Here is a 25,879-nt window from a genome sequence, read left to right as displayed (position 1 = left end):
CTATGCCTTATATCCCACATACGAAAGAAGATATCGAAGCGATGCTGACTAGCATCGGTATCAAGAAAGTACAGGATTTGTTCGATGAAATACCTTCGTCTTTGCTATATGGCGACTTAAAAAATATTCCTGAAGGCCTTTCAGAAATGACCATGCTACAAGAAGCGCAACATTTGGCGAGCCAAAATCAGAACGGCATATGTTTTATTGGTGCTGGTAGTTACGAACACCATATACCTGCAGCGGTGTGGGATATTACTTCTCGTGGTGAGTTTTTAACTGCCTATACACCTTACCAGGCAGAAGCCAGCCAGGGTACTTTGCAATTACTTTATGAATTTCAAACGATGATTGCAGAATTAACGGGCATGGAAGTAGCTAACGCCTCCATGTATGATGGGGCTTCTGCTTTGGCTGAAGCAGTCCTTATGGCTGTGCGGCTTAACAAACGCAGCAAGAGCAATCGTGTATTGGTTGCAGGTACTGTGCATCCGCTCTACCGCGAAACGTTAGAAACTATCGCACGAACACAACATATAGAACTCATTACGCTGCCTTTTGACGAACAACAGGGTGTCACAGCAGTTTCCGCGCTAGACAAATACCAAGGAGAGGACATTACTGCATTGGTAATTTCACAGCCAAACTTTTTTGGTTGCCTTGAATTTGTCGATGATTTGACTGATTGGGCTCATACGCACAGAACCATCAGTATTGCCTGTGTAAACCCAATATCTTTAGGACTTTTAAAGCCACCTGGGCAGTGGGGCAGCAAAGGGGTAGACATTGCTTGTGGTGAAGGCCAACCTTTAGGTTCCCCTTTAGCTTCGGGCGGTCCTTATTTTGGCTTTTTTAGCACACGGATGGAACATGTTCGGCAAATGCCTGGCCGGCTAATTGGACGCACTGTCGATAAAGACGGAAAAACAGGTTTTACATTGACACTTCAAGCGCGAGAACAACATATCAGGAGAGGTAAAGCAACTTCCAATATTTGTACAAATCAGGGCTTGCTAGTCACTGCGGCCACCATTCATATGAGTTTATTAGGCCCAGAAGGCCTATACCGAGTGGCCTCTCAATGCCATAGCAACACGCAAAAATTGGTAAGTGAATTGACCAAAATTGAAGGTGTTGAAACCGTTTTTAATGCCCCTTATTTTCATGAAGTGCTGTTAAGGTTGAATCAACCGGTCGATGACGTATTAACCAAGCTGCGCGAAGCAGGTATCACAGGTGGCTATTCGGTAGAGTCTCACTATCCACAATTGGCCAATGCCATTCTTGTTTGTGCAACAGAAATGCGCACGGATGAGGAAATTAGACATTATGCCAATTCTTTACAGTCAATTATGGCTAAGCGAGGCCTTTGATGTTTATCGTACAGTTAACTTATAAAACGCCGATTAGTGAGGTGGATAAATATTTACAAGCACATCGAGAGTTTCTCGATTATTACTACAAGCAGGGATTACTAATAGCCTCTGGCCCTATGAAGCCTAGAACAGGCGGTATTATTATTGCTGCAACCAGTGACAAAGACTACCTGGAGTCTGTACTTAAACGCGATCCTTATTATCTGGCTGAAATTGCAGATTTCCAGATTGTTGAGTTTACGCCAGTGAAACATTGCGAAGAACTCAAGGATCTCATTCAGAAAACGGAAGGCAAATTATGTTGATTTTTAATCGGTCAAAGACAACGCGAAAAGCAACGGCACAAATGCCTGAAAAAACAGAGAGGCAGGGAGCTATTCCCGTCAATTTTTTACGTAAAACCCCTCCACGCTTGCCCGCCTGTTCAGAATTACAAGTCATACGTCATTTTACAGGGTTATCACAGCTTAATTACTCCATTGATACTAATTTTTATCCCCTAGGTTCCTGCACCATGAAATATAATCCACGTGGTGTACACAAAGCGGCATCACAGGCTGGATTTATCAATCGGCACCCACTTGCACCGGAAAAAGCAAGCCATGGATTTTTAAAAATCCTTTATGAGTTACAAACTTATCTTGCTGAAATTACTGGGATGCCTGGTGTATCCTTAACGCCAATGGCCGGTTCACAAGGTGAGTTTGCTGGTGTGGCCATGATAAAAGCCTACCATCAATCCAGGGGTGATACCGCACGGGATGAAATTCTTATTCCTGAGGCCGCCCATGGCACCAACCCAGCTTCCGCCGCCATGTGCGGCTTTAAAGTGGTAGAACTTACCACAGCAAAAGATGGCGATATTGATTTAGAAGAATTACGCAACAAGGTGGGTCCAAAAACTGCTGGCATCATGCTAACCAACCCTTCAACCCTAGGGTTGTTTATGCGCCAAATCAAGGAAGTGGCTGAAATTGTCCATCAAGCCGGCGGCCTTCTGTATTATGATGGCGCGAATCTAAATGCCATTTTAGGTAAGGTTCGTCCCGGTGATATGGGCTTCGATGTTATGCATTTAAATTTGCATAAAACATTCGCAACCCCTCACGGTGGGGGTGGCCCAGGCTCAGGTCCCGTTGCGGTGGGTAAACGTTTACTTCCTTATTTGCCACTTCCAGTTGTTATTAAAGAGGAAAACGATTATCGCTGGGCAACTCGAAGCGACTACCCACAAAGTATTGGTCGTTTGTCCTGTTTTATGGGTAATGCCGGCATTTTATTACGTGCCTATTTTTATATCCGCGTTTTAGGTAAGGAGGGGTTATTACGCGTTTCCGAATTTGCCACCCTTAACGCCAACTATTTACTTGCGGAATTAAAAAGAGCCGGATTTAGTCCAGCCTATCCTGAAAGGCGCGCTACCCATGAGTTTATCTTAACGCTAAGCCAAGAGAAAAAAAACTATGGTATTACTGCAATGGATTTGGCTAAACGTTTATTAGACTATGGTTTCCATGCCCCGACAACCTACTTCCCTTTGCTAGTACCTGAGTGTTTACTGATAGAGCCTACAGAAACTGAATCCAAGGAAGAACTGGATGGCTTTATTTGTGCCATGCAAGCAATCCATCATGAAGCAGAAACAAATCCTTCCTTATTGAAAGAAGCCCCTCACAACTTACCTGTAAAACGCTTGGATGATGTTAAAGCGGCGAGAGAATTGGATTTAAATTATTTTAGTCATCACGAATAATTTTTATTAGTAGGGAATAAGGCAAATGAGCCCTTATTCCCCTATTTTTAACAATTGAATTTCCTTGTGCTATCTGAAATAATTTCCCCCTTTCCCTACATCCATTTAACAGGAAGTTTTCATGCGTAAACAGGTAAGTTTAATTTCTTTATGCCTATTCTCACTTTCGCTACAGGCTGGAACCATGGGAGCAGCTGGTAGTGCACCCCACTACCCTTGGTTTGCCTCCATCGGTACAGGGTATTCCTGGACAGAAAAGCCAGGCATTGTGAATCCTAACCCTGCTTTCTGGGATTCCTCCCTGCAAGGCTATGATGCAGATCTTGGCGATAGGGGGTTTTATACTTTTGAAGTTGGTAAACAAATACACGAATACATGAATGTTAGTGTGAGTTATATGAATCATGAGGAATTTGACTATCAAAAATTTCAAACGTCACCACCTGGTACCTCTGGTACACCCGGTTTCTCAGGCAATGCAAGAACTCGCTATTTCGAACTCGACAATAAAGCAATTTTAGTGAATGGTTTTATACATCCCGCTCAAGCCTTCACTACTTTGGCAGCCATTGAAGTTACCCCTTTTATAGGTGGTGGAATTGGCTACGCCCATAATGAGGTACGAAATTTTTACACGGTAGGAAGAACAGTGGTCGCCGGAGTTCCAGTGGGCTCTACTACGACGATTGGTGATCCGGTTGACAGGGATAGCTTTGCTTGGCAGGCTTCTGCTGGCGTTAATTTTACACCAATAGGAAGCCATTTAAGTGTTGAAGCTGGTTATCGCTACTACGATGGCGGTAAATTCGAAGGGCCATCAACCATTTATACCAACAGTGCTGGTTTTCAAACCTCAACTCCCTGGTCAGGACGTTTAAAGGCAAATCAAGCTTTCATTAATTTTCGATACACGGTTTAAATCTATCGATGATAATTAACTAACAATAAATGCTACATATAAGGAATATTAATGTACTAGTAAATACCATCATCACAGATAACTACTTGTTTTTAAAAAATATCAAAAATACTTTGCGTTAGCAAAAAAATAAGTTATAACAGATTTACCTGTATCAAGGATTGACGGGTATGAGGGGTCAGCTCCAAAAGCTGATAGGAAATTTTTTTTCATGGAGTGAAAAGTGAATAGTAAAGTATTTTCACAACGCTTTAATCGTGAGTTATCCTTATTGGGATTCCCCGAGGAATTGGCTGAAAAAACCAAGGCGGTTGCCAAGGTATTTGGCGTGACTCGTCATTTAGCCAATGCAATGATTTTTGGTCATTTGCTACCCTCTCCAGAACAAATGGATAAAATTGCTGAAGTTCTGGAAGTATGTCCACAATGGCTAAGTGGCGCAACGGACAGGAAAAAAGCCTATTCTGGACGTGAAACGACAGAAAGCGTGTAGTCTTGTTCTCATTAGGTTATAATTTAGTAATACAATAAACTCGTGATATTTCAAAATATCACGAGTCATCAAAGGTTATTTAATCATGGAATGCTTAAGTTATTGCATTGCCAATTCAATCGATTTGACTCGCCTGGATAATCATTTTAAAAATACTTTAATTGGCTATAGCTCTGTTCGTGCTCGTGATGTATTAAGGTTGAACCACTGTGATGAGCCCGATGCTTTAGTTTTTGTCTTTAAAAATGGAACCATTGTCACATGGGGAGTAAAGCGTTATGCAATTAACACGTATCTCGAGATCATTCGGCCCTTCGGAGATAAACTGGTCACCTTCCTTGTGCGTGATGAATTCAGCTATCAGATTGGCGATAAAACAGCCATAGAACCCCATGATTTTTTCGATGTGGATTGCTTAACCATTGAGACAGACAGTGATGAGTTAAAATTAAGTTTATCCTACGGTTTTTCACAATCAGCAAAATTACAATATTTTGAAACTATCATCGAAGCACTCATTGAAAAATATAATCCAATGATTCAAAGCCTCTCGAGTAAAGGGGAAATGCCTGTAACCCGAAATCAAATTCGTCAAGTCATTGGCGAAATATTGGGCGCTAAAAGCGAAATGAACCTGATCAGTAACTTCCTCTACCATCCAAAATACTTTTGGCAGCACCCTACACTTGAAGAATATTATACGTTGATGGAACGTTATCTACATATCCAACGTCGGGTAAACGCAATCAATCATCGGTTAGATACCTTAAATGAAATTTTTGATATGTTTAACAGTTATTTGGAAACCCGTCATTCACACAGCCTGGAAATTATTATTATTGTCTTAATTGCAATTGAGATTGTCTTTGCTGTCCTTAATATTCATTTTTAAATTTTACAAAAGATATGTCGCATTCTCGATTTTGAGTTAAAGATTTTGCATGCAAGATAATTGCTTTATATTGCAAGCCATTCTCAACTTTTGTAGTATCGTCTTTTGCCTTGGGCAAACCTATGATGCGCTTCCATTCTCGTTTTCTCAATCAATCTTCTTTAAAAACAGAAATCCTGGCTGGGATCACTACTTTTTTAACCATGGCCTATATCGCCTTCGTGAATCCAACCATATTACAAGAAGCCGGAATGGAACCGGGAGGCGTTTTTACTGCCACCTGCCTAGTAACTGCTTTTGCGTGTGCATTTACCGGGTTATATGCCAATACCCCTATTGGTGTGGCGCCCGGCATGGCACTTAATATTTATTTTACCTATGGTGTTGTTCAGGGAATGGGAGTGGATTGGCAGCATGCTTTGGCCATGGTTTTTATTTCTGGCATGATGTTTTTGTTACTGACTCTTACCCGTTTAAGACGTTTATTAATAGAATCCATACCTCACAACCTACAAGTGGCTATTCTTATCGGTATCAGCTTACTCATAGCGTTAATTGCCTTGCATAGCAATCAATTAATTATTGCTAACCCCCATACCTTAATGGCACTTGGAAATCTTGCCAGCATGCAAAGCGGCTTATTTATTATTGGTTTTTTAATAATTTTAATTTTAGATTATTATCGGATTCCCGCTGCGATTATTATTGGTATTTTAATCATTAGCAGTTTAAGTCTATTGTTGGGTTTAACACCCTGGCGCGGGATAGTGGCTTTGCCTCCCTCCATGGAAACGAGCTGGTTAAAGCTTGATTTTTCAGGTTTTAACAATGTTGCAGCCCTTAAAGCTACCTTTACCTTTTTTTTAATCGCAGTCTTTGATGCAACAGGGACCTTAATTGGTTTACTCAATCAATCTGTTTTTAAAAATGAAGACGACTATCAACAGCGATTAAGCAAAAGCTTAACAGCGGATGCTGCTGCTTCAGCGCTTGCTGGTCTTTTAGGCTCTGCCAGCACCTCACCTTATATTGAATCAGCTGCCGGGATTGAAGCTGGAGGGCGCAGTGGGCTAACCGCTTTAGTCATTGCTGCAGGGTTTATCCTTATGCTGTTTTTCTTCCCCCTGGCTCAAATGATCCCAAGCTATGCCGTGGGTCCAGCCTTGCTTTATGTCGCATGTAGTATGATGAAACATGTAACGGACTTAAAGTTAACGGATTTTACAGAAATTGCACCTTCAATGCTCACTATTATGTTAATCCCATTTACTTCATCGATTGCCGATGGCATAGGAAGCGGCATTATCCTTTATACGGTTTTGAAAGTGGTCACTCGGCAATCCATTAATCCCTTGTTATTTATTTTAAGTTTGCTCTTCGTCATTTTTTTTGCAATAAGCTAGGGCTTCCCGTGGGTGCTAAAAAAATTTACAAAATATTTATAAAATAAATATCCTTTTTTATGCAATACTTAATTTATTTAAGAAGAAAAAATCATGATCATTTGTAACAATCAAGTCAGCGACAGTCAATTACAAGCGATTCAGGATCTAGCGGCTTTATGTCGCGAGCAGGATGGAGGAATCCCCAGTTTTTATAATCATCTTCTCCTACAAAAGCGCCCCACAGAGAACAATGTATTTTATTACCAGGACGATCAATTACTGGGTTTTTTGAGTGTTTATTTTTTTTATGAAGATGCTTGCGAAGTAAGTCTCCTTGTAGCCCCTGCGCATCGCCGCCAAGGGATAGCTAAACAACTGCTGACCACTATCATACCCCTGTTAATAGCCAAAGAAACGAACACGCTTATTTTTTCCAGCCCAACAACGATTAATTCTCACTGGCTAACAGAACAAGCATTTATTTATCGGAATAGTGAATATCACATGCTGAGAAAAAGTTATGAACCAATTTTCATAGCCAATCCCAAGCTTCAAATACGGAAAGCCATTTTAGACGATATACCCGTCTTATGTTCCATCGATGAGGCGTGTTTTTCAGGGCAACAGGAAAACATGATGAGCCGTTTTAGCCTGTTATTAAATGACAGCAATTATACCTTACTGTTAGCGTTGCATAACAACGATGGTGTTGGTAAAGCCCATATTCATTGGCAACCCAAGGGAGCCATATTTTCTGACATTGCTATTTTACCACAACATCAAGGACAAGGCTGGGGCGGGGAGTTACTGTCTTATTGCATTAATCAGGCCCTGGCTTTAGGCAAGAGCAAGCTAATGCTCGATGTAGAAACCACCAATCAAAATGCACTCAATTTATACATTCGACTTGGCTTTAAAACAGCCAATGTCAGTGATTATTGGATGATCCCTTTGCGAACATTGATAAACACCTGGAACTTGCTTTGAAAGATGTACCATGTTTTTTCAATCTGATTGTTAAAATTTAGCCATTCTCGTCTACACTTATAGCAAGAGAAGTAACTGTTAACAATTTTTTATCAATGGACGATAAAATGTATACAATTAAAGCAGTTTTTTTCTTTCTCCTTTTTTCATGCACTATTTTTTCTGCTCATTCTGCGATAAGAGTCGGCACTGTATTTTTATATCCTCCTTTTGTTATGTCTGTTAATGAAGGTTTTGATATAGAGTTCGTTAATCTTCTTTGTCAAAGAATGAAAACTGACTGTACATTAATTCCAATGGATTTTAATAAACTCTTTAGCGCACTGGATAACGATGTCATCGATATAGCAATCGGTGGTATTGTCATTTCAAAAGCAAGAGAACAACAGTATGTTTTTAGCCTGCCTTACATGCTAAGCAAAGGCGAATTTCTGGTTTTAAAAGACAATAAGGCTTCAAGCATCGATGAATTAGCTCAGCAAACCATTGGTGTTATGAAAGGAGCACAAGCGTCAAATGTGTATTCAAATTTCCTCAATGTAAATTATCCGGGTGTATTCAAATTTCAAGATTTCAACGATATAGAAGATTTGGTATCGGCACTTCGTAATCAAACAATAGCCGCCGCCTTTGTCCATGAATCAGCTGCTTATTACTGGGAACAGAATGGAGGGGGGCAATTTAAAATGCTAGGAAAGCCAATGTCTGTTGGCTTAGGGGTAGGCATTATGAGCACCCCTAAAAACATCTCTATTATTCAGCAACTTAATCAACAAATTGTGGATATTGAACAAGATGGAGCTTTTGTTAGTTTATATCAAGAATATTTTGGTAACGAACAAAATTAAAAAATAGCCAAGGTCTTAATGTTATCTTAACTTTTGCACATTATTATATCACTATTACTACAATTTTAACGAGTTAGGCATGCCTACGTATAAAGGTCTTTTTTTAGAAAAATATAGAGATAAAACGGGTGGTAAAAATAAAAGTGATGTTGATGGTTTTTATAGGGCTAAAGAGACGGGTGAAGAGTTTTTCATTAAACAACCTGAAGATAAAAAAGAATTATTTACCGAATTATTAGCGGGTCTTTTTTTACAAGAATTCACCCAACGCATCATTAAAGTTTTAATCTCCGAGGGCAAACTGCCTAAAGGTTCTGAAAAGTCACTGATTTTTGCCGACTTGATTCAACTTGACAACGGCTCCTACGCCCTCATCCAGCCTAAAGTCGCCTTTATCGAATTATTTAAAATCATTGGAACAGGTTATAAAGACGGTTCTGATCGCGATCCCCTCTGGGAAATGGTCAACGGTCCTTCGGCTTATCCAGCGCTTACGCAAAATGGCGAATACTTCGGATTATCATTGTCCATCATGTTTTCGCTGTTATTTTGCGCCCATAGTGTTCACAGTGGCAATATGGTTTGCTTAAAGCCTGAAAGTTCCCATCCCCTTGAGCAGATTATTTCCCAATTTGGTCGTATTGACTGGGGTGATGCTTTTCGCTTTTTTGCTCTTAATGCCAATAATGAAGAAGAAGACATCCTTTTCCCAGCAGAATACGAAGGTCTTTTTAATTTAAAAAAATACACAAAAGGTTATATTCAAAATTACCGCAATATTGCAGGCTTATTCACTGCAATAGCCGAAAAGGGAAGTCTTTTAGCAAAGAAAATAGAAACAGAAGGAAGCCATTTAATACAGGAAATCGAGAAAGAAAAAGTACAGTTAGATGAGGAAATAGCAAAGGCTAACGAACGCTCTAAAGAATTTAATGAAGCAAGTAAAGAAGCACAACTTGCCATGGAAGCGCTTAGCAAAGAAAAGCAGCTTTTAGCAAAAGCTGCTCATGAAAAAGCTGAAAAAGCCTCTAAATCCGGTAGCGTGGCAACTTTTTTATTGGATGTGGTAACCAGTGCCTTTCGAAAGATCCCAGGAGATTTACTGGATTCACAAACGCACAGAGCACTGGCACAATACCTTGCGATTCCTGCTTTTGAACATACAACCTTCGGAAAAGAGGGTAATTACTCTGAAGCAGCTGATGAATTCGCCAGAGTTTTAAAGCACCGGCTGGGACGGATTATGAAATTGAAAGAGCAAGTTTCCCTACATCATGCAAAAGAAGTTGATCTCTATCAAAGCGTACATTTCACCTCTGCAATTGACCTTTCTAACGATATCAATGATAAAACTGTCTTTTCTGAGTTTGTTGAAAATTTAACGAATTATGTCAATGATAATGATACACTAAACTTGGAACAAGCCCTCTGGATTGATTTTAGTAGCATCGATTTGCAACAGCTTGTTAAGCAATACAATCACTACATTGAATTGTCTGCCCAACAAGCAGAAGTTTTTAATTTATGGCAACACCACTCGTCTAACAATAAAAACGGTTTGGTTCCTTATAATAATAGTGATGAAGCTGAATTACAAAATGGACACGCTTTTGTTCCCTACTATCGGGAAAGCACGATTTTGCGCCGCCTGTCAATAATAGACCCGCAAACGCTAGGTACTTATCGTTTTAAACCCTATGAAGAACCTGCACGTCAATACAGTAAAGAAAACCCTGTATGGAAAAAACTGGAAGATGTAGCCTCTGCAGGAAATCAGATTATAGGGTTTTTGAAGGCAGCACAACATTGTCACCGCCTCGTAACAGAAGAGATTCAATCAAGTAAAACTAAACTTAGCCCGAAAGACATTAAACATAAATACAAAGAAGGCATGCAAGATGTTTTACAAGGCTTATCCGATGCTGTCTGTGCCTTTAATAAAAGAAGAGAAGCCCTTATGCCTTTGTTTGCCTCTTTAACCTCAGGAGAATCTTTCACGTTTGGCAGCAATTTTTTCTATCCTATTGATGATAAAGAATTAAACGAATTAAGTGGAGTGCAACTCGCTACTATTTGTCTAGAGGAGTTAAATGCTTCAGAAAGTCCTTTATTGTTTCGTATAATCAACAACAATGCTTTATGGCAGAGAATGAGTCATGCCATTGCTGAGAATGAAAGTAAATTTAAGGCCAGGGAAGACGATATTTCTACTAAACTTGCAAGATTGAATATATTGCGGGAAAGTTTGGTTTTTTTCTATGAACAGGAAGAAGCCTTTAAAGAAGCAACTGCGCTAGAGCAAAAAGAATTAATTTTAAAAATATTACAGCAAGCAACAGAGGAATTGCCTCCATCTTTTCAAATAGCCCTCGCTGAAAACCTGAAAGTAGCCGAAAAAGAATTACAAGAACACCGCGAGCTTTTAGAAGAGTTTGATGTTGCCTATAGCATGTTTGAGATAGGCGCTGATCAAACCGCAGCATTTCTGACGCTAAAAGAAATCTATAAAAAGTTACCTCCTTATTTGCAAGAATCAGAGCAAGAAAAATATAAGCGAGCAGAGACTACAGTGCAACAAATGGTAGCAAACAATGAGTATGTACAAAAACTCGCTTTATTTGAAAGGACGGAAAATAAACTTGACGCCTATCTTGGATTATCAGAAGCTTATGAGGTTTTGCCTTCTAATTTGAAGGAACACCATCAGCAGACCTATAAGGCAGCTAAACTAGAAGTTGATAGAATCAACACTCTAATAGCAATTTTTTCCAGTAACCTTGATAAATTCGAGGCAGCTGAAAAAATAAGCGATAAGGCATCCTCCTTTTCACAATTAATAACCGCTTATCAACAATTGCCAGTTTATTTCAAGAAACAACAACTATTAGCTTCATTTCTCCAAGAGCCTGTGAAAGAAAAGTTTAAGTTAATTTTAACCGATAGAACACTTTGGGAAGCGGTTTCTTCTGACAGGAAAGAGACGCTTTCTGCCAGTGTTGCTGCCGACTTGTTAGCCCTCAAACAATTTCATGATGACAAGCTGGCCTTAAATAAAAATAACCAATTTGGTCAAGCCTATACAGATTCATTGGATAATTTTTATAAAGAGGCGGTAAAGATTCGCTTATCCGATGCACCCGTTAAAGAACAAGCGAGCGCTATTCTTCAAGTGGCCCACCAGCAGTTTGCCCATCGTCATGATACGAAACGTCTTATTGCTGATGTCATCATGGTAGTAAGTATTATAGGACTTTTCATTGGTGCTGGACGACTGCTCGCCGGAAGCTCCTTTTTCTTTAGCCAGGCTAAAACTGCCCGTGAGACTGAGTTTACTAATCAATGGCTGAAACAACCTGTTGAAGACAATGAAGGAAACGATCAAATCCGTCTCGTATCCCCTCCTGCTGCGTAAAGCAGGAAGGAAATACTTAACCCTAACCTAATGATTGCGATTGTACTTCTCTTCATGTTAGTTTAGTTATAGGATGTAAATGCCTATTGTTTATTTGTTAGGCATATTTATCAGTAAAAGGAATTTATGAAAGCACTGTTTTTTACTTGTCTGATTTTTACCACGCTCGCCTCAGCCTCAACGCCACATGAATCAACAGAGTCCAGGGATCAGGCAGTTCAACAATTTTTGCAAGAACATTTGCAAAAATATGGTGCTATGGAAGCTTTTACTGCCATTCAAGCCTCCATTAAAGCCAAGGATCAATTATCAACCTACACCGTGGGGCATCGCGATAAAAAACCAGACAGCCCTGCTATCGATGCCCACTCTCTTTTTAATGTAGGTAGTATTACCAAATCCTTTACGGCAGCCCTTGTCCTTCTTGCCGAAAGCGACAGTAAGCTTAAGCTGGCAGCGACGCTCAGCAATTATTTACCGGAATATCCACACTGGGGAGACGTCTATTTGACCAGTTTACTGGATATGAGTAGCGGACTTCCCAATTATTCCGACACCCCCAAACTTAATTATTTTTTCAGTAAAAATCTAGGTCAATATTGGAGCCAGGATGAATTACTTAATCTGGTTTATTCAAAAGAATTTAATCCACCTCGAAAGCCTGGTTTTTTTTACAGCAACACAGGCTATGTTTTGATGGATAAGATAGTGAGCAAGGCTTATAACACGCCATTCCAAACACTGATCGTTGACAAGATTATCAAGCCACTCCATTTAAAAAATACCTTTTATCCAATACCTGATTATCCAGCCAATGTGTTATCACGCTTGGTTCGAGGTTATTCCTACAATGTGTACGATAATCCAGAATTACTAGGTCAGGATGTGACGGAAAATAATTTAAGTTGGGCCGGTGCTGCAGGTGCTATAGTCGCTAATAGCGAAGATGTTATTCATTGGATTGAACATTTATTCATTGACAATAAACTATTGACCAAAGCACAACAAGAAAAAATGCAACGCCTCATTTCCACCGCCTCAGGATTACCCATTTCTGCTACTACTGCGCAAAACCCCTATGGTTTTGGCCTTGGAATTTCCCAGGGTTATGATGCAAGAATCGGTCGTTATTGGTTTTATGAAGGAAAAACCTTAGGTTACAGGGCAGTTTATATGTATGTTCCCTGTAATCGGGTCATTATTACCACCTTATTTAACAGTGCCACCAATAACGATAATGATCACTCTCGTGAATTAATAGTAAAGATTTATAATTACCTGCTTGAGAATGATGAAATGCTGATTTGTGGCAAAGACAAGATGGATGTATAAAACTTTGAATACAACTTGACAGAATTTCTAAAGGCTTTAGTATTTTGCTTTTTATTGCGACTGGAACGCGCCAGAGGGGAAGGAATGAAAAAAAGGGTTGTCATCACTGGGATGGAAATTGTTTCTTCCATCGGCAATGGGCTTGAGGCCTTCTGGCAAGCAGCATCAAATGGAGAGTGTGGCATAAGTCGTATTAAAGCCTATGACCCTTCGCCCTACCCCACACAAATTGGTGGGGAAGTTACGCTGTCTTTGGCGCACTTACCAAGTTTTGATAAGTCAAACCGCTTCCCACGCGTTGCACAATATGCCCTGTATTGTGCTCATCATGCCATTGAGCGAGCAGGACTTTCCTCAGAAGAGCTTAGGAAAGCAGGGACGTATATTGGCACAAGCCTCGGCGGTACACCGGAGCTTGAACCCGCTTTCAACACATTTTTTACACAAAGCTGGAAAAAAATACCGCCACTCAGTGTGATTCGCGGCATGCCTAACTCCGTTGCCAATCATATCGCCATCGCTTTTGGTCTTGGAGGACCCAATTCCACTATCTCCAATGCCTGTGTCTCCTCTGCTGAAGCTATCGGCTATGCCTATCAACAAATTGCCAATGGCCAGTTGCCCTTAGCAGTCTGTGGAGGTACTGAATCCTTATTATGGGAAACTATCATGGCGGCATGGTGTAAATTACGTGTTATGTCGACACAAAATGAGAATCCGAAATTAGCCTGTCGCCCCTTTGATAAAAATCGTGATGGCCTGGTAATGGCAGATGGTGCTGGTGTTCTAATCCTTGAAGATTTGCAACATGCAAAAGCGCGGGGGGCAAAAATATACGCAGAAATTATTGGCTTTGGTGCCAGTTGTGATGCCCACCATGTCACAGCCCCTAACACACAAGGTCAAGTGCGTGCCATTCACGCTGCCTTAGATGAGGCTAAACTGGCCGTAAGTGATGTCCAATATATCAATGCTCACGGTACAGGGACTCAATTAAATGACATTACAGAAACAGAAACTATAAAAACCGTATTCGGTAAGCGTGCTTATGAGATACCCATAACCGCACAAAAAGCGATGACTGGACATGCCATCGGGGCAGCTGGAGCAATGGAAATTATTGCCACTGTTTTAAGTTTGCAACATGATTTTTTACTGCCCACCATTAATCTTGAAGAGCCTGACCCTGCCTGTGATTTGGATTATGTAGCGAATAAAGGCCGCAAACAGCAAATTGATATCGCGTTATCTAATCATTTTGCCTTTGGTGGTGCAAATGCGGCATTACTGTTACGACGCGCTGAGTAAATACTATTAACAAAAATGCGTACATTCACGGAAATCCAACACTGGATTGAACTATAAGAGCGTATGCATGCCATGCATAAAGCACGGTACGTGGATAAGAATAAAACATGTTAAGTTCCACAATTAGAGGTCTTTATCCTATAGGATGGGATAAAGATTCACAACTGAAGCAGCATCGCGCTATAATCGTCCTATTTTGCACGATTATAAGGTACATTCATGAATGCTTCTCTCTATGAGATTGCCAGTTTAGTTGACGGCGTCATACTTGGTGATAAAAAAATTCAAATCTCTTCATTGGCACCTATTGATAATATTATTGAGGGCTCCCTGGTTTTTGCAGAAGGCAGTGACAATGTCAGTCTTGCTGAAAATTCTGCCGCCGCCGCTATTCTGGTAAGTCATTCAATCACAAGTACCATAAAACCAGTGATTCAGGTAGCACACCCTTTTAAAGCCTTTATCCAGCTATTGAACCATTTCCATCCAACCAAAAAAACACCTGCGGGCATTCATCCTACCGCTATTATTGCTGAGGATGCTCTCCTAGGACAAAACATCACTATAGGCCCTTATGTAACCATTGAAGCCGGAGTCCAGATTGGTGATAACTGTGTAATAAAAAGTCACACCTATATTGGTGACAATGTAACAATTGGCCCAGATACCACCATCCACCCTCATGTTACTATTTATAATGATTGTCAGATTGGAGCACGAGTTGCCATTCACGCTTCATCAGTCATCGGTTCGGATGGTTTTGGCTATACTTTTATTGATAATCAACATTTAAAGGTTCCTCATATAGGAAATGTCATTATCGAAGATGATGTGGAAATTGGTGCCAATACGGTAGTTGATAGAGCAACGTTAGGCTCCACCGTTGTGGGTGCCGGTACGAAAATAGATAATCTGGTGCAAGTGGCTCATTCTGTAAAACTTGGTAAACATAACATCCTGTGTGCCTTTACTGGGATTGCAGGGAGCACCACGAGTGGAAATCATGTGGTTTTTGCAGCAAACGTTGGCGTTAGCGATCATGTGCGCATTGACGATGGTGTTATCTTAGGCGCACGTGCCGGTGTACCACCTAAAAAGCATCTTAAACAAGGAAATGTTTACTTAGGTAGTCCTGCCAGGCCAAGGGATAAAGCAATTGAGCAGGAATTAGCCGTAACACGTATTCCACTGATGCGTAAAAATTTAAAGAATTTAAGCGACAGAGTTGAAAAGCTCAGTCAGCGTCTAGCACAACAAGAGACAGACTAATGGCCGCACCCCTGATTTTAATTGATGGTTCATCCTATTTTTTCCGTGCATTCCATGCGCTTCCCCCCCTGACTACGTCCAAGGGACAGCCTACCGGTGCCGTGTATGGGGTGGCCAACATGGTCAAACGCTTGATTAAAGACTATAACCCTCAACAAATCGCTGTGATTTTCGATGCCAAGGGCAAAACATTCAGAGATGATTGGTACCCCGAGTACAAAGCCCACCGCGCACCAATGCCTGATGATTTACATTGCCAGTTTCAACCATTGATAACTTTATTGGAAGCCATGGGTTTACCTATTTTAACCATCGAGGGTGTTGAGGCTGATGACGTTATTGGCACTATTGCCCATTGGGCAACCGCCCAAGGTCAATCGGTTTTGATTTCAACTAGCGATAAAGACATGGCGCAGTTAGTCAATGAGCATGTCACGCTTGTGAATACAATGACCAGTCAAGTACTCAATGTAGAAGGTGTCAAAAACAAATTTGGTGTTGAGCCCTGTCAAATAATTGATTATCTCACTTTAATTGGTGACAGCGTTGATAACATCCCTGGCGTTACGAAATGCGGTCCAAAAACAGCAGCTAAATGGTTGCTTGAGTACCAAACCCTGGATAATTTGTTAGCCAATGCCAACAATATTAGTGGCAAAATTGGCGAATACTTACGCGAGAGTTTGGCACATTTACCGCTATCGAAACGTTTGGTTACTATTAAAACTGATGTATCCTTATCTGTCACCCTAAGCGATTTAACCATTAAAAAAGCGAATCGCGAACAGCTTATCGCACTAACACGCGACATGGAATTTAAAACCTGGTTAAAAGAGCTTTTAGGCGAAGAAGAAGCAGAAAATGCCAGTGCGGGCCTGGCACCGCTCCTCCCTGTTCATTTTTCAGTTATTAACACAGAAGAACACTTAAATGAGTTGCTAGCAAAGCTTAAGGCTTGCCAACAATTTTGCCTTAATATCGAAACGGATAACAAAAACTCCCTGGATGCAGCCATCGTAGGAATTGGGCTTATCTTGGATGAAGATAAACCTCTTTATCTTCCCTTTGCGCATCAAGATGGCAGCACACAACTGGCACGCGAGCAAGTATTAACCGCATTAAAACCCATTCTTGAAAATTCACACATCGACAAGATAGGTCACAACTTAAAATATGATTACAATGTTTTAAAAAAACATGGCATTCATTTAAAAGGGATAGCCTTTGACATTATGCTTGAGTCCTACGTCCTCAACAGCAATGCAAGCAAGCACGATAGAGACTCACTTGCCTTAAAATATCTAGGACATAAAACCATCACCTATGACGATGTAGCTGGCAAAGGAGCCAAACAACAGGCGTTTGATCAAATTCCTGTTGCTCAGGCAGCCCCCTATGCTGCAGGTGCGGCAGACGGTAGCTTTAAATTGCATCATAAACTTTATCCCATGCTTGATGAGTCCCTTAAAAGGGTATTGCAAGAAATAGAGATTCCCTTGCTAACTGTGCTTGCCGAAATGGAATTGACAGGGGTATTGATTGATGAGGAAACCCTGGCGAAACATGGCGAACGTTTAAAATTACGCATGGTAGAACTTGAGCGGGAAGCCCTCGAACTTGCAGGTGCCCCTTTTAATTTAAACTCCCCCAAGCAGTTACAAGAAATTCTTTTCGAGAAACTGAAGCTACCTGCCTTTAGTAAAACACCAACGGGGCAGCCATCAACGGCCGAATCCGTTTTGCAAGAACTGGCCTTTGATTACCGTCTACCCGCGGTAATTCTTGAATACCGCAGCTTAAGTAAATTAGTAAGCACGTATATTGATGCCCTGCCTAAATGCATTAATCCCATTACCCACCGCGTTCATACCTGTTATAACCAAGCCGTGGCTGCCACAGGCCGTTTATCATCAAGTGAGCCTAATTTGCAAAATATACCCATTCGTAATGAAGAGGGTCGTTTAATTCGTAAAGCCTTTATTGCCCCTCCTGGACATGTGTTGGTGGCAGCCGATTATTCACAAATTGAACTACGAATCATGGCGCATCTGTCGCAAGATGAGAATTTACTAAAGGCATTTACTATGGGCTGGGATATTCATGCAGCCACGGCCAGTGAAATTTTTCAAGTGCCTTTAGAGGAAGTCACCCATGAACAACGCCGCCGCTCCAAAGCCATCAACTTCGGGTTAATATATGGCATGTCAGCCTTTGGCTTGTCAAAGCAACTTGGAATTGAGCGGCAAGATGCCCAAAATTATATGGACTCTTATTTTAAGCGCTATCCAAGTGTGCTTGAGTATATGGAACGTACACGAAAGCAAGCGCATCAACAAGGCTATGTTGAAACCTTGTTTGGCCGCCGTCTGCATTTACCAGAAATTAATACACGCAATATGGTTCGCCAAAAAGCAGCCGAGCGAATGGCCATCAATGCGCCTATGCAAGGAACTGCTGCAGACATTATCAAAAAAGCAATGATTGCTATTGCCAAATGGCAAGAACAACAACAGCACCCTTATTCCAGAATGATTATGCAAGTCCATGATGAGTTAATTTTTGAAGTCCATCAAGATCATATTGATGCAACAACCCATACTATTCGTGAATTAATGGAACATGCCGCAAAATTATCCGTACCATTGCAAGTGTCAATTGGTATTGGCCATGATTGGGACGAGGCACATTAATTGAATGTAGCCTAAGTGAAGGCTTGCAAAGCCGATAGTAGCCGGTTGCTTGTAACCGGGATAATTTGCCATCCTAAATTATGAGTTCGGCCAGCCTGTCATGCTCAGCAACATCGAAGCCTCCCGGCTGCAAGCAGCCGGGCTACGCTTGTTATGCATATTAAGCAATATAAAGGCGATAAAACATGTAGCCCGGTTGCTTGCAACCGGGATAATTCGCCACCCTAAATTGAGTTCGGTTTCATTTCATTAGCTATTTTTACTTGGAATTTAGTTATATTCTAACTTATATATCTAGATAGCATTCCAATTAAAAAAGGGATTTAACCATGCGTAGCAAAATAACTGCTCTTTTACTCTTCTTCTTCCTATCCAGCACTTATGCTGATGATACTACTACCAAGGTGGGAAATTGGGCACAACAGGTATTAATGGATACCCTCTCAGCTAGTTATAGGGACACGCCTGCAGATATTGAAGAAGTCCAAAAAAATTTTCTTCCTGAAGCATGGGGGCCAATGCATTTATTCTTTCTTGACAAAAGGGTGCAGATTAATGAAGAAAAACTGACGCTACATCCTCAAATCCGAACCACTCCCGCGGTGATAGAAAGTAATAATTGTAGTGTGTCTCCATGCTGGCAAGTCAAGCAGTCTTTTAACATTCCAGAACTTTCTCTCACCATTGACTTTACTCTCCAAATTGTCCCTGCAAGCGTGGTTAAAAAAGCTACTTCACCGTTTTTAATCCAAAGTCTCTCGATTGTTATGCACAATGATTAGTTTTGATGAATGGTGGCTCTGCCTGCTCGAGCATAGCAGGCTTTATATTCAAAAAATTACATACATGACCTAGCTCTCGATTAGGCACTAAGGCTAATTAAATTGGAACGCTTGGTAAAAATTACCAGATATTGAATAAGAAAATTCGCCATAAATATTAGAAATTCAGCGATGATTTTGCTGATATAAATACTTAAACCGGTGTAATGAATGAAATTCATTACATAAAACGAAGACGCACTCATTATTGCTACTAGAATAAAATACTGGAAAGCTGAAACTAACAGGCTTTTATGGGATTTAAATGAAAGATTTTTATTTAAAATAAAATTCACCGGGGCAGAAATAAGGCGTGCACCAAATACGGCTAAAGCAGCATGTTGGCTTACGAAATAAATAAGCGAAAACATGCTGAAATCGAGTAAAAAGGAAAAAATAGCCACGGAGCAAAAGCGCAAAAAAATAAAATAAATTCTAAGTGAGTCCAGTAAAGGATTAAAATGAGAGCCTTTGTTATTATCAATGTAAATTGTTTCGATGGGTAATTGCTCTATCGATACACGAAATTTTTTTGCAATAAAAAACATTTCAAATTCAAACTCATAGCGTTTGGTTGAAGTCATTACCAGGCTTCGGATTAACTGATTGGGAACTCCCCGAAGCCCTGTCTGAGTATCTTTAATGCGGCTGCGCGTAATTAAATTAAACAGAAATTTGGTGAGTATATTACCAAATCGGCTTCGCAATGGGATATTCGCTTTCGCGATTTGACGTATACCTAAATATAGCCTGGAAGAATCCGCAGAAAAACGTTGGCTAAGATGGATGATATCCTGAACACTATGTTGTCCATCCGCGTCTGCAGTAACGACCCCAGGTGCCTTATCAGAAAAAACAGCCAAGTAATAATTCATCGCCGTCCTCAGCGCTGCCCCCTTACCTTGATTTTGCTGATGATGCAAAACAATATAACCGCTTGTTTCCAACTGTTTAAACACGTTTAAGAAGCCCACCTCAGAACCATCATTCACAATAATGCATTGTTGCTCTGGAAAAAGCTCACGATGTTCTTTTAATAATGAAATAAGCCTGTCATCGGGATTATAGGCTGGAATAATTAAAACTGGATATTTTATGGATGACATAAACAGGACTTCCTGGTTCATGAAGGTCTATGGGAAAATGACTTCGTTTAATACTTCGGATCTACGCTTGAAATAAAATCTTAACGATTAATTTGTCTTGTTTTTCTACGTCCTGCGACCTGTTCGCGGGATCCAAAATCTTGCAGTATAACTGGATTCCGCTGATAAACCGCGGAACGAAAAAAACAAGAGTATTTAACGCGCAGCGCGGCAATAGACCCTCATTCTATTTACTTTTTATTGAACTCAGTGGATCATAAGTCACTTTTTCGCATCAATAGTTAGCAAAATTAGCAGGGCTAAGCTAGCAAATTTTATGCAAGAGTTCAATCTTTCATAACGCAAACTTAACCTGGCAGAGGATAATCTATGGTACTGCTGTTTTGTACATTATTCTGTTTTATCTTAATTGGCTGGGGTTATTTCTTTACACGCTTATTAAACTGTAATTTATCAGTAGGTTTGTTAAACGCAAGCAGTTTTTCAGGCTTAGTAATGTTTTACAGCTTTTTAGGAGTGGTTCCGCAGCTGGCAAGTATGATATTACTTGGGTGTGGCGCTCTCCTTTTTACACTTTATCTACGTTATCTCCTAAAAAATTCACAGCACAAACAATTTATCCTTACCACGTTGGCCTACCTGATTTTATGCGGTTTATGCTTTTCCATCGCCTATGGCCTTAAATTCAGAAGTATCGACGATTATTCCTATTGGGGCACTATTAGTAAGTATTTGTTCGTCTTTCATGCATTACCAGACAATGCCAATTACATTAATCCGAGCTTTCTCACCTATATTCCAGGAATGGCCAGTTTCCATTATTTGCTTTATACCTTGGCTCACCAATACTCCCAGCTGTTAGGCTATTTTGCGCAAGGGCTAATCCTTATTTCAGCCATGATGGTATTTTTTGAGCCCAAAACGCTTGCCCGCTCGATAGTTCGTTTAAGCCTTTGGCTAATTCTGTTTACGCTAGCCTATGGTACTATTTTTGCCCGCATGGAAGTTGATGCTTATGTCGCTGCTTATTTATTGGCAATTACCTGGTTGATTTATAAGAAAGAGCATCCCGTGTCGATAGTTTTACCCATCCTCTTTCTTTCCATTATTAAAGAAATAGGCCTTGCCTTTTCCCTACTTTCTTTAGTCTTATTAGCTTTGGTCGAATCACACAATCGCAAAATTTTGCTCCATTGTCTGGGTATATTGATTGCCGTTTTATTGACAAAATTTCTGTGGAAATTTCATGTAAACAGTTATGATTTTCACAGTTTTTCCCAAGGGATTTCGTTAAAAACTGCCGCTGCGGCACTTAACCCTTTCAATTCTGACTATCACCAAGTACAACAACTATATGTCAAGGAAATATTGTTCGCCAGTTTTGATTATCTGATTAAAATACCTTATCTATTCCTTTATTTATTCATAGCGGGACTTTGGCATCGGTCTTTAAAAAGCGAGGGCATTGATAAAGTCAGACTCAATAGGACAATGATTGTTTTTACCCTGTTTGCTGTTTTATATTTACTGATGTTGTATTGCCTGCAAGCCATTGTTTTTGCCGTTGGCCATGAAAACAAAGAAATTTTAGGGTTTCATCGTTATTTTAATATGCTTTTTCTACCCTGGCTTTGCTTGCTTATTTTTGCAGTTGTTGATGCAGCAAAATTAGCAGTATGGGATAGTTTATCAAAGCCTGCTTCGCTAATGGTGGTCGTTGTTGCTGTTGCCCTTTTGGTGGGCGGGAAGATAGAGAGAGTCAGAAAATTTTACCAACCGCACCAACTCTATGAGCTTCAGGCTTTAATTGAGGCGCAGGTGAAGCAGATAAACAATAATAACTGGTCCATTTGTGTCATCAACCCGCCCGAACCAGCTTATCAAGTCACAATGCCTTTAAGCTTTTTTTTCATGCCGAATCGAATTCTTTATCCGATTGATAATAAAGAACTTGCTAATTGCGAGCTGAAATTGGAGTGGGCTAAGGATGATAAATTAGTTGTTCTCACCCATTAGCCAGTAGCCTTTATTTATGATTGGAAATTGTTCTGAATCTTCTTTTCCACCTCTTCTTGAGCCACACTCACTGAACCTTCTACACTTAAATGAGCCCAAGGTTTAACCGGCAGAAAGCGATTAATTAGTCGGATGAGCGTATCCAGTATTCGAGTGATCGTAGGAGCAGTAAATTTATTAGCAGGAATTTTTTCGCTGATAATATCACGCAAGTCACCCATAATTTGCCGGGCAAAGTTAAAATCCTGGCAAGTATTTTCATTTGCCTGTGCGATTTTGGCTTTTAAAGCACATAGAGTTTTCGGTTGTTTTAAATGTACTGCAGTATACTCTTCATGCATGCCTAACGCTTTTTCAATGGCTTCTTTTTCCAAAGGTTTTGCAACTTTAATTCTATCTTCTAGCATGACGATGAGATCATTAATCATCACGGCAACATTTTTTACTACTGCTGGTACCGGCGGAATTTTTAATATTTCTTTATCGTAAGTTTCCAGCATTTCACTAAATTCATCAGGCTTAAGTCTTAGACTAAGACTTTGTTTGGTCATTTTTTTAAGAAGGTTAGTTAATACATCAATTTGTTTAGCATTTAAATGCGGACACACTTTAGCTAAATTCTTCTCCATATTTTCCTGATTAGGCAGGAGTCTTACTATAGATTTCCCCGATAGAACAACCGGCTCCTCTCTAACAAGACCTAATCCAGCCAGCGCAATAATTCCTGTAGAATAAATATCTGCACTTTGACTAATTGGACGCCCATTTAAAAGTTCTTGTGCGGAGTAACGAGGCGTACCCCGGGTTTCCAAGCTATCTACTCCATCCCTCGCAGCGAAACCATAATCAACTGCTTTTACTGTTAAATCTTTGTTTGCAATAAAATTGGCTGGTTTCACATCGCCATGAATCACACCCGCTTGATGTAGTCGATAGATTTCTTGAAACATACCGCGCATGATTACCAGAAATTCTTGGCCACTATACTTCCTTTCTTTAATTAGTTCATCCATGTTCATACCCGGACAAAACTCATTGACCATAATAGCCTTGGTTAAGCTTTCTCTTTTTTTGCTCGGTTGAAAAAAAAGGCTCTCCGTATACCCTAAATGTATACCGACTGACGCCTCTCTTTGAATATCGACTTCTAGTTCAGCACTATCTTTTTTATCAGTATCTATTTTTTGTACTTTAATTGCTTTGATAGTCCCTGTTTGTGAATTCCTTGCCTTAACCACTTTTCCCCAAGCCCCTTTACCCAAGGTATGAATTTTATCATAGGATTTTGTTATGCTTTTATTTGCTACAGTAATTACACCTTTCTTAGATTTATTTTCTACAGATTTAGTCATGATATATTTTTGTCCGAAGTGATTAGAATCTTTATCAATACTGAATAATGCCATGAGAACCTTAATGTTTTCTTAAGAGTTGAAGATTTTTTGCACTAAATGAGATAATTTAATAAAAACCTTGAATTAAATGCATGAATGACAAATAGGTCGGCATTGAGCCCACCTATTATCAATAGCTTTAAATTAATTCGTTGGGACGCCTTAGACGATTTCAAAATCACCAATAATATATATCCTGTCTTACCCAGGCTGATAGCTCGGATGTAACTCTAGAGGCATTACCTGTTGTAAACGTTCATAAACAGCAAGTAATTGTGTGCAAAAAACATGGAACTGTTGTCTGTCTTCCCAAAGCTCGTAATCATAGCCTCTTCGAAAAGCTTGCGATCTCGCCAAATTTTTAATAATTTGACGGTCTTGGCCCGGCAATTCCAGATCACTATTTAACTCCACCAACTCCATGAGCCGTTGAGGCTGATTTATTTTTTTATGTTCATGTAAAAGATAGGCCTTTAATGTTAATTCAAATGCTGTATACATTAATGAAGCAACGGCTGTTAATGCATCGCTGCTTTCATGGCCCATTCCAGCCACTTCGCCATTGTTATGCAATAAATGTTGCGCACAATAAGCATGCTCTGTTGCTATTTTAAGTAACTCCAGAGGAGAAAGATTTTTTTTATCCATGTATAACTCTCTTCAACACTAAATATTAAAAACTACATCCCTACATTTGAGGTATAATATAGTCCTCTTTGACGTTTTTATTTGTTATGCAACGCTTTTTAAATAGTCCTCTAACTATTGGTTCACTACAATTGCCAACTCGTTTAATTCAAGGGCCATTGGCAGGTTTCAGCTGCGCGCCATTTCGTGAATTGTTTATGAACTTTAAACCTCCTGCCTTTTGTGTCAGTGAAATGATTTCTGCCCACGATGTATTATACAAACATAAACCTAATTCACGTTATCTTTTTCGTTCGCCCCAAGAAGGCTTGCTTTGCTATCAAATTGCCGGTAATGAACCCTCCACCATGGCCGATGCTGCCGTACAGTTGCAACAACATGGAGCTGATTTAATTGATATTAATTGTGGCTGCCCTAAAAATAAGATTCGAAAAAAAGGGGCGGGAAGCGCGTTACTCGATAACCCCTCACTGCTCATTAATATTATAGCTACTATGCGACCAAGGCTACGTATTCCATTAACTGTAAAAATTCGCCTTTCAGAAAAAGAAGAGGATTTGATTTTAGCCAAAAAAATAGAACAAGCGGGTGCCGATGCAGTTATTGTGCATGGGCGACATTGGACAGAAGATTATGCTAAGCCCTGCAATTTTGCTCAAATAAAACGAATTAAACACGCTGTGTCTATTCCTGTTATTGCTAACGGTGATATTACTAATCGACAATCACTTTTAAATGCCATTACTGCCAGCGGTTGTGATGCGTATATGGTAAGTCGGGCAGGTACCGGTCACCCTTGGCTCTATGAAAATTTATTGCATGATTCAAACGCCAAGGTCGAGGATGAAGCACATAGGGCATTGTTTATGCAACATTTGCTAGGACTTGCCCGCCTGGAAAATGACTACAAAGCAGTGCTTCAGAGTAAATCCTTATTCCGCTATTATTTTAAACACAAAGTTAGCCAAGAACAGCTTCAAGCGTTTTACAAACTAAGTACATTATCAGATATTGAGTCTTCCTTGAAAATTATGGAATTTATTGAATAAAAGTCCTCCCAAAATTGTTTTTACAATTTTTTATGTGTCAAGACTATTTTTTTAAAATTTATTTGGGTATGATGACAGACCCAATTGAAATTATTCTCACCTTCCTTGCTGTGGATAACTTTATTTTTCATTCTTTCTTTTTCCTCATCCCTCCTGTCTTCTAAACTTGCTCATATTAAGC

Annotated in this window: 20 protein-coding genes; 17 read left to right on the top strand and 3 right to left on the bottom strand. The window is 40.1% G+C overall.

The window, feature by feature from the left end; translation table 11 throughout:
* Window positions 1–2: 2 nt before the first annotated feature.
* The 15 genes from gcvPA to Ljam_RS10310 all read left to right on the top strand — a co-directional run bounded on the left by gcvPA (window position 3) and on the right by Ljam_RS10310 (window position 19,446).
* Window positions 3–1,373 (top strand): aminomethyl-transferring glycine dehydrogenase subunit GcvPA, encoded by a 1,371-nt coding sequence (gcvPA, locus tag Ljam_RS10380; protein WP_058449957.1) that lies wholly within the window; start codon window positions 3–5, stop codon window positions 1,371–1,373.
* A complete protein-coding gene (locus Ljam_RS10375; RefSeq protein WP_058449956.1) occupies window positions 1,373–1,681 on the top strand; it encodes a YciI family protein in 309 nt (102 codons plus the stop codon). Before gcvPA ends, Ljam_RS10375 begins: the two co-directional genes overlap by 1 nt.
* Window positions 1,675–3,129 carry an aminomethyl-transferring glycine dehydrogenase subunit GcvPB gene (gene gcvPB, locus Ljam_RS10370; RefSeq protein ID WP_058449955.1) on the top strand — a complete coding sequence of 485 codons (1,455 nt, stop codon included), beginning with the start codon at window positions 1,675–1,677 and terminating at the stop codon, window positions 3,127–3,129. Before Ljam_RS10375 ends, gcvPB begins: the two co-directional genes overlap by 7 nt.
* 121 nt (window positions 3,130–3,250) lie before the next feature.
* A complete protein-coding gene (locus tag Ljam_RS10365) occupies window positions 3,251–4,048 on the top strand; it encodes an outer membrane protein (protein WP_058449954.1) in 798 nt (265 codons plus the stop codon).
* Window positions 4,049–4,271: 223 nt separating this feature from the next.
* Window positions 4,272–4,541 (top strand): hypothetical protein, encoded by a 270-nt coding sequence (locus tag Ljam_RS10360; protein ID WP_058449953.1) that lies wholly within the window; start codon window positions 4,272–4,274, stop codon window positions 4,539–4,541.
* An 85-nt stretch (window positions 4,542–4,626) separates the two neighbouring features.
* A complete protein-coding gene (locus Ljam_RS10355) occupies window positions 4,627–5,433 on the top strand; it encodes an RMD1 family protein (RefSeq protein ID WP_058449952.1) in 807 nt (268 codons plus the stop codon).
* Between the two features lie 122 nt (window positions 5,434–5,555).
* Window positions 5,556–6,836 (top strand): NCS2 family permease, encoded by a 1,281-nt coding sequence (locus tag Ljam_RS10350; protein ID WP_058449951.1) that lies wholly within the window; start codon window positions 5,556–5,558, stop codon window positions 6,834–6,836.
* Between the two features lie 93 nt (window positions 6,837–6,929).
* A complete protein-coding gene (locus Ljam_RS10345; protein ID WP_058449950.1) occupies window positions 6,930–7,805 on the top strand; it encodes a GNAT family N-acetyltransferase in 876 nt (291 codons plus the stop codon).
* A gap of 107 nt (window positions 7,806–7,912) precedes the next feature.
* Window positions 7,913–8,653 (top strand): transporter substrate-binding domain-containing protein, encoded by a 741-nt coding sequence (locus tag Ljam_RS10340; protein WP_058449949.1) that lies wholly within the window; start codon window positions 7,913–7,915, stop codon window positions 8,651–8,653.
* A 79-nt stretch (window positions 8,654–8,732) separates the two neighbouring features.
* On the top strand, window positions 8,733–12,065 hold the full coding sequence (locus Ljam_RS10335; protein ID WP_058449948.1) for a LepB GTPase-activating domain-containing protein: 3,333 nt from the start codon (window positions 8,733–8,735) through the stop codon (window positions 12,063–12,065).
* A gap of 126 nt (window positions 12,066–12,191) precedes the next feature.
* Window positions 12,192–13,397 (top strand): serine hydrolase domain-containing protein, encoded by a 1,206-nt coding sequence (locus Ljam_RS10330; RefSeq protein ID WP_058449947.1) that lies wholly within the window; start codon window positions 12,192–12,194, stop codon window positions 13,395–13,397.
* A gap of 84 nt (window positions 13,398–13,481) precedes the next feature.
* The gene (locus Ljam_RS10325; protein WP_058449946.1) at window positions 13,482–14,705 is read left to right on the top strand and encodes a beta-ketoacyl-[acyl-carrier-protein] synthase family protein; all 1,224 of its coding nucleotides are present in this window, start codon (window positions 13,482–13,484) and stop codon (window positions 14,703–14,705) included.
* A gap of 219 nt (window positions 14,706–14,924) precedes the next feature.
* Window positions 14,925–15,974, top strand: coding sequence for a UDP-3-O-(3-hydroxymyristoyl)glucosamine N-acyltransferase (lpxD, locus tag Ljam_RS10320; RefSeq protein WP_058449945.1), 1,050 nt, complete (start codon window positions 14,925–14,927; stop codon window positions 15,972–15,974).
* Entirely contained in the window at window positions 15,974–18,664 is a 2,691-nt protein-coding gene (gene polA, locus Ljam_RS10315) for a DNA polymerase I (protein ID WP_058449944.1), read from the top strand. Before lpxD ends, polA begins: the two co-directional genes overlap by 1 nt.
* Window positions 18,665–18,993: 329 nt before the next feature.
* Window positions 18,994–19,446: a hypothetical protein gene (locus Ljam_RS10310; RefSeq protein ID WP_058449943.1), complete on the top strand. Its 453-nt coding sequence runs from the start codon at window positions 18,994–18,996 to the stop codon at window positions 19,444–19,446.
* 80 nt (window positions 19,447–19,526) lie between these two features.
* Here Ljam_RS10310 and Ljam_RS10305 read toward each other — a convergent pair whose 3' ends face one another.
* Window positions 19,527–20,591: a bifunctional glycosyltransferase family 2/GtrA family protein gene (locus Ljam_RS10305; RefSeq protein ID WP_058449942.1), complete on the bottom strand. Its 1,065-nt coding sequence runs from the start codon at window positions 20,589–20,591 to the stop codon at window positions 19,527–19,529.
* A 369-nt stretch (window positions 20,592–20,960) separates the two neighbouring features.
* Between Ljam_RS10305 and Ljam_RS10300 the strand changes: the two genes are divergently transcribed.
* Window positions 20,961–22,607: a hypothetical protein gene (locus Ljam_RS10300; protein WP_058449941.1), complete on the top strand. Its 1,647-nt coding sequence runs from the start codon at window positions 20,961–20,963 to the stop codon at window positions 22,605–22,607.
* A 14-nt stretch (window positions 22,608–22,621) separates the two neighbouring features.
* Here Ljam_RS10300 and Ljam_RS10295 read toward each other — a convergent pair whose 3' ends face one another.
* Window positions 22,622–24,013: a protein kinase domain-containing protein gene (locus tag Ljam_RS10295; RefSeq protein WP_058449940.1), complete on the bottom strand. Its 1,392-nt coding sequence runs from the start codon at window positions 24,011–24,013 to the stop codon at window positions 22,622–22,624.
* A gap of 189 nt (window positions 24,014–24,202) precedes the next feature.
* Complete coding sequence (locus Ljam_RS10290) at window positions 24,203–24,649, bottom strand: hypothetical protein (RefSeq protein WP_058449939.1); 447 nt, start codon at window positions 24,647–24,649, stop codon at window positions 24,203–24,205.
* Between the two features lie 86 nt (window positions 24,650–24,735).
* On the opposite strand from Ljam_RS10290, the gene Ljam_RS10285 reads away from it, so the two are divergent.
* Complete coding sequence (locus Ljam_RS10285) at window positions 24,736–25,698, top strand: tRNA dihydrouridine synthase (protein WP_058449938.1); 963 nt, start codon at window positions 24,736–24,738, stop codon at window positions 25,696–25,698.
* The last annotated feature ends 181 nt before the right edge of the window (window positions 25,699–25,879 follow it).

Source organism: Legionella jamestowniensis, assembly GCF_001467745.1.
Classification (GTDB): Bacteria; Pseudomonadota; Gammaproteobacteria; order Legionellales; family Legionellaceae; genus Tatlockia; species Tatlockia jamestowniensis.
This window is presented reverse-complemented; position numbering and strand designations above follow the sequence as displayed.